This window comes from Bradyrhizobium sp. SHOUNA76, assembly GCF_023006445.1.
Taxonomy (GTDB): Bacteria; Pseudomonadota; Alphaproteobacteria; order Rhizobiales; family Xanthobacteraceae; genus Bradyrhizobium.
The window spans coordinates 1-5,796 of sequence record NZ_JALBHA010000418.1 but is presented as its reverse complement, the minus strand read 5'-3'; the positions used below and the strand labels follow the sequence as shown (position 1 = coordinate 5,796).

At 64.5% G+C, this 5,796-nt stretch carries 7 protein-coding genes and 1 pseudogene; 3 read left to right on the top strand and 5 right to left on the bottom strand.

What is annotated here, in order from left to right:
- From MOV74_RS29465 to MOV74_RS29455, 3 genes and pseudogenes are all read right to left on the bottom strand, one after another.
- Positions 1-127 (bottom strand): annotated as a pseudogene (locus MOV74_RS29465) (polysaccharide deacetylase family protein); the annotation flags it as partial.
- Between the two features lie 167 nt (positions 128-294).
- Positions 295-864 carry a glutathione peroxidase gene (locus MOV74_RS29460; protein WP_246930183.1) on the bottom strand — a complete coding sequence of 190 codons (570 nt, stop codon included), beginning with the start codon at positions 862-864 and terminating at the stop codon, positions 295-297.
- A gap of 89 nt (positions 865-953) precedes the next feature.
- A complete protein-coding gene (locus tag MOV74_RS29455) occupies positions 954-2,540 on the bottom strand; it encodes a L,D-transpeptidase family protein (protein WP_246930181.1) in 1,587 nt (528 codons plus the stop codon).
- A 208-nt stretch (positions 2,541-2,748) separates the two neighbouring features.
- Between MOV74_RS29455 and MOV74_RS29450 the strand changes: the two genes are divergently transcribed.
- From MOV74_RS29450 to MOV74_RS29440, 3 genes are all read left to right on the top strand, one after another.
- The gene (locus tag MOV74_RS29450; RefSeq protein WP_246930180.1) at positions 2,749-3,297 is read left to right on the top strand and encodes a CreA family protein; all 549 of its coding nucleotides are present in this window, start codon (positions 2,749-2,751) and stop codon (positions 3,295-3,297) included.
- 581 nt (positions 3,298-3,878) lie between these two features.
- A complete protein-coding gene (locus MOV74_RS29445; RefSeq protein WP_246930178.1) occupies positions 3,879-4,106 on the top strand; it encodes a hypothetical protein in 228 nt (75 codons plus the stop codon).
- A gap of 33 nt (positions 4,107-4,139) precedes the next feature.
- Entirely contained in the window at positions 4,140-4,502 is a 363-nt protein-coding gene (locus MOV74_RS29440; RefSeq protein WP_246930176.1) for a hypothetical protein, read from the top strand.
- A 12-nt stretch (positions 4,503-4,514) separates the two neighbouring features.
- Here the strand turns inward: MOV74_RS29440 and MOV74_RS29435 are convergent, their stop codons facing one another.
- Positions 4,515-4,760: a DUF6719 family protein gene (locus MOV74_RS29435; RefSeq protein WP_246930185.1), complete on the bottom strand. Its 246-nt coding sequence runs from the start codon at positions 4,758-4,760 to the stop codon at positions 4,515-4,517.
- Positions 4,761-4,827: 67 nt separating this feature from the next.
- The coding region (locus MOV74_RS29430) for a PLP-dependent aminotransferase family protein (RefSeq protein WP_246930174.1) at positions 4,828-5,796 on the bottom strand (969 nt) is incomplete at its 5' end.

Genomic DNA, 5,796 nt, shown 5'->3' with positions numbered 1-5,796 from the left:
CGGGCGTTGCTGCCGGGGCGGCTTGCGTCGCGGCCGCGGGCTTTGCGGCCGGAGTCTGCGACCATGCCGCGCCGGTCATGGCCAGAGATATTGCGCTTGCCAAAATCAGTCCTGCCGCCACGCGCATGGTGTTGTCCTCGAGATTGATCCCGTTGTTCCGCCGCGGCTTTTCGCCTCCGGCAGAAATCATCCTGCCCCAAACGATCCCTAGCCTAGATGGTGGGCCATCGCCATTGCAACGGCTGTTTGGCATCCCGCCAGAATTGTGCCCAACCGGATCGGGCGCAACTCGCCTCAACTGTCGGCCAGCACCTTGGCAATTGCCGTCTTGATTCGCGTGTCGGCCGGTTCGACCGCGGACGAAAAGACGTCGGCGATATAGCCGTCGCGGCCAATCAGGTACTTGTGGAAGTTCCAGCGCGGAACTTCCCTCGGTCGTGCCTCGGCGGCCCATTTGTAGAATGGATGCGCCTTTGCGCCTGCTACGACGGCCTTGGCGGTGACCGGGAAGGTAACACCATATTGGTGGTGCGCGGTCTGGGTGATCTCGCTGCTGCCGCCGGGCTCCTGGCCGCCGAAATCATTCGAGGGCACGCCGATCACGGTGAGCCCGCGGGCGCGAAACTCGGTCCAGATCTCCTGCAGGCCGGCATATTGCGGCGTGTAGCCACAGAGCGAGGCGGTGTTGACAACCAGCAGCGGCTTGCCGGTGAAAGCGGCCAGCCGGAGCTCGTCGCCGGACAAAGCGGGGAAGGAGAAGGCATAGGCCGAGATCCGGCTCATGCCGCCGTCGGCGAATGCACGCGTGACCGGCATCAGTGTGCCGGTCAGCGCCATGGTGAGAACGGTCCTGCGGTTCATCATGACGGCATCCCCCGAAATGATCCGGGCGCATGTTACTCCGCCAGCGCGATCCGCCTCGTCAACACCGCGTTATCCGGCGCGGCGACAGACTAGTACAGGCGGACGATGAAGTCGGTGCCTTCGCCGGTCTCGCCCTGGTTGATGCCCTGGTCGGAGATGATGATCGAGCCGCCTGATGTCAGCATCTCGTTGATCTTCGCCATGGTGTCGGCAGGGATCGAGATACGGTCGAGGGCCGCAGCCGGGCTGTCCGGCGTGACCACGGGCTTGGCAGTCACGGGCTTGGCGGCGACGGGGATCACGACACCGCCGCGTTCGCGGCGCGTGAGCCGGCCATCGTCCTCGCGTGCCGCGGAACGGGCGGAGACGGGCAGCGACACCACCGACCAACGCAGTGCGTTGGTATCGGTCTTGTCGAGCTCGGCGGTGAAGATATGGGTGCCGAGCGGCCGGTCGCTCGGGGCGATCGTGACCGGCACCTCGAACAGCGGCGCAAAATTCTGCCGCACGTAGAGCTTGGAATCCTTGCGGCTGATGAAGACGGCGATCTGGCCGGCCCGCTTGGGGGCTTCCGGCTTTGCGACCGGCGCCGGATCAGCAACGCGGCTTTCGTCCTTGTTCGCATCGGGCGAGGCGGCGAGCGCAGGTGCCGGTGCATCGGTCGTCTTTGCGGAGTCCGCTGCTTCGGTCTTGATCGGCTCGGCCTTGTCGGCAGGCTTGTCCCCGCTAGCCGGCTTGTCTTCCGACTGCGGCTTGGCCGCGTCAGTTGCCTCGGCCGTCTTGGCCTTGTCGGCCGGGGCGCCGGCTTCCTCGTGGGCTGGCGCATTGCCCGTGGTCACATCCGACATCACGGTATGGTCGACGGAGGCGCGCAGCTCGAGCACGGCATCGGCGCTGGCCGTCTTGGTTTCGGTGGGCTTGGTCTCGACCGACTTGGTTTCGGCGGCTTTGGTCTGCGCGGCGCCCTTGTCGGCCTTGTCGCCGACATTGGTCTGCGGCTCGAGGCTCGCGGCAGGCTGTGGCGGCACGCGCACCGAGGCGAGCAGGGGATGGGAGAAGCTGTGCGGCGTCATCTCGCCGGGCGCGACGATGACGCGCGCGCCCATCCTGGTCCAATTCCACATCTTCACCGCGAACGCCATCGGCATGCGGATGCAGCCATGCGAGGCCGGATAGCCCGGCAACGCGCCGGCATGCATGGCGACGCCGGACCAGGTGATCCGCTGCATGTACGGCATCGGCGCGCCGCTATAGATGTTGGAATGGTGGAATTTGTGCTTCTGGATGACGCTGAACACACCCATCGGCGTCGAATGGCCCTTCATGCCCGTGGACACCGGAGATTCCGCGAACACGCCGTTGGTGTCGTAGACCGTCACCTTCTGCCGGTCGATCGAGACGACGATGACCAGCGGCCCTTGTGGCTTTGCGCCGGCTTGCTTTTCGGCGACAACCTCTTTCCGGCCGGTTGCGTCGCGCTTCGGCGGCTTCTGGCGCGGTATCTCGGGATGCCGGCTCTGCCGGGCGTAATAGGATCCGTCGGAATAATCCGTCCAATAATAAAATGCTGCGTCTGCCTGGCTGGTCGCGCCGATCATACCCGCCGCCGTCAAAATGGCGACCTGCCACAGCCGCGCCGGCTTGGCAGAAAAACGCGACCCGTTCACGCTGTTCATCCTCGAATCCATATTCCAAATCAGACGTTAGTCTCGCAAAGGGGATACGCGTTCACCACCAGGCCGGTTCTGCCATCAGCGACTTTTGTCCAAGACGTAGCAAAAAAGCCTCACAGAGCGGTAAACGGCGGCCGCCTCTGCCCGCCTGTCGTCTTCCTGTCGGGCTGACGCGTTCCTACATTGCGGAGACTTGTTACCGGAGAACTTCATGTCATCTCGTTTCCCTGGACTTGCCGGCATCCGCTTGAAAGGTCTCGCCTTATTCCTCCTGGCCCTGGCCGTGCCGGCGGCGTCCGTCCAAGCTGCCGACGAGCCCGATCTGATCTTCCGCCGCTCCACCGTGTTCAAATGGATGAGCCCGAACGACAAGCTCGCGACCTATGGCCTCGACGATCCCGAAGTCGAGGGCGTCGCCTGTCATTTCACGGTGCCGGAAAAGGGCGGCTTCAAGGGCTGGCTTGGCCTTGCCGAGGAGGTGTCGGACATCTCGCTGGCCTGCCGCCAGGTCGGCCCGATCAAGTTCAAGACCAAGATGGAGCAGGGCGACGACATGTTCCGCCAGCGCCGGTCGCTGTTCTTCAAGAAGATGCAGATCGTGCGCGGCTGCGACACCAAGCGCAACGTGCTGGTCTACATGGTCTATTCGGACAGGATAATCGAGGGCTCGCCGAAGAACTCGACCTCGACAGTGCCGATCATGCCGTGGGGAGCTGCGGACGCAAACGTCCAGAAGTGCGCCGAGTTCTTCACACAGTAATGCGCGTTCACACAGTAACGCGCTTGCGTTCACTCAAGCACAGGCTCGGCTGGCCTACGGCTTGACAAGATGCGAGCCGGTCAGCCGCACGAAGGCTTGTGGCGCGGCCTCAAAGCCGCGGCCAGACTGTAGCGACATCGCGCCGGCTGAGGCGACGCGATTGGGTCGTTGACCTCCGCCGTCCGTCCGTTGGTCCGCCTCGCGCGGCATTGCGCGATCTTGCGCCACCATAATGGCCATCCCTCAAGTGAACGCGCCCGGTGATGGGCGTCCAGGTTCGATGGCTTGGGTCGCGGCCGACGCGCTCCCGGTTCGACAGGACCAGCCTTCGTTTGCCGCTCCATTCGCAGGAAAACGTAAAATGCGTGTGAAGCGGGTGAGGCGGGAACATGACGGCGGCTGCGTCGAGTGTGTTCGCACACCGGAGCCGGAACTTGGCAAGCCGCCATGAGCTCTAGCGAGACCTCACTGAAATGGTTGGCGTTTTCAGAGAATTGTGTCGTCGTCTCGGACCGGACGAAACAATTCTCACGGAGATGAAACCATTTTCGGCTTTTGGCGCATCACGGGCGAAACCGCCCATGGTTATCAGCTTCACAACGACGAACGGCGCACCGCCGGCCACCGAATTCGGAGACAAGACCATGCGCGCGCTCAGCTACATCCTTGCCTTCGCTTTCGTGGTTGCGGGCTCCTCGTTGGCTGGCTCGCCGGACGGCAATCTGCCCGGCGTCGGCACCTTCCAGTACAGCGGCTCGCCGGTCATCACCACGACGTCGCAGCCCATCGTGGTTGCCGCGCGCTTCTGATCGATAACAAGAAAATCAGCGATAAAGGCCGTCATGATCGTTCGATTTTGCGCCGCTGCGTTCGTTTTTGTTCTGACGATCAATGCCGCCCAGGCGCAGGTGCGCGCGCCCACCAGGTTACCGGATCCCCGCAGCGAGTTCGTGCGCCAGTGCGCGCCGCGCATGATCGGCCGCTGGGAGCATCCGGAGGCAGTCTGCGGCTGCCTGCACGATCACGCCGCGGCCGCCGTCGAGGATCGCGACCTGCGCGAAGCGCTGTTGCGCGGCATCAGCGAGACCGGCGTGCCCACCATCGAGACCGACTGGGTTCCGGCTTCTAAGCAGGGCGAGATCGGCCCGACCTTTACCAAGATTGCCAAGCCAACCCTGCAATGCATGTTCGATCCGGCGAAGTAGCCTCTCAGGCCATCATTTTGTTTTCGGCCCCTGCCGCGGCACGCAGGAGCTCGTGCGCGAGACACCCTTGTCGGTCATCCTTGCGCCGCGCACTTCCCTGACCTGTCCGGCAGGGCAGGTTCCGTCGTCCACGAGAACGCGCTGGCCGAGCTTCAGATCCACGATATCCTGCTCGCGTCCGACCGTGGCGGCATGCGCCGCCGCGGCGAGCGCGATGGAGATCAGGAGCGAGAGGCAGGTCGCGTGGCGGAGTGACATCATGAAGGCTCCCGGAATCGATGACGCAATGTAGGGAGCGGTGAGCGATTCTAATAGCGAAGCTTGCTCATGCTCGCCGAACCGGCTTGCTTTTCGCGCGCAAGGCTGACCGCGATTCCCGCGCGAGCCGTTCGGCGGAGGCTACGAGTTGTGGAACTGCGTGGCCGGAAAATCCCAGCACGAAGCCGGGGAGAGGACGCGTGCGCGAATAGGTGTCGGCCAATAGCCAGCCCTCCGCGCCGCCCGCCTGCTTGGCTTGCGCGGCCACCGTCAGGTCGACCGAGGGATCGAACCGGGCGACGAGATGCAGGCCTTGTGACGGCACCGGCACGGATAGCGCACCATCGGATGCGGCTTCCAGCGTTTCGGCCAGCACATCGCGCGCCTCGCGATAGAGTTTTCGCACGCGCTTGAGGTTTGCGGCGAACGCGCCCGAGTTGAGCATGTCGGCCACCGCGCCTTCCATCAGCGTGCCGGGGAAGCGGTCGAGCGCCGCGCGCGCAGCCGTCACGTCTGCGATCAGGCGTTCGGGCAGGGCGCAATAGCCGATGCGCAGGCCCGGAAACAGCGTCTTGGCAAACGTGCCGAGGTAGATCACGCGCTGGAGACGGTCGATGCCGGCGAGCGACATCAAAGGTGCGCCGTCATAGCGAAACTCGCTGTCGTAATCGTCCTCCAGGATGAAGGCGCCGGCCCGCTTTGCCCAGTCCAGAAGCTCGAGCCGCCGCGGCATCGACATCTGAACGCCCAGCGGAAACTGATGCGACGGCGTGACATAGGCCGCGCGCGCGGACGGCGCCGCGATGCGGCCCTTGGCGATGCGCATGCCGTGCTCGTCGACGGGAACGGGCACGGCGCGGTAGCCGCAATGTGCAAAGGTCTTGCGCGCGGCAGGGTAGCCGGGGTCCTCGCACCAGACCTGGTCGCCCGCTCTGAGGATCGCGCTCAGCACGATGCGCAGCGCGTGCAAGGTGCCCGACGTCAGCATGATCTGATCGGGATCGCAGCGCAGCCCGCGCGCCGACAGCAGATGATC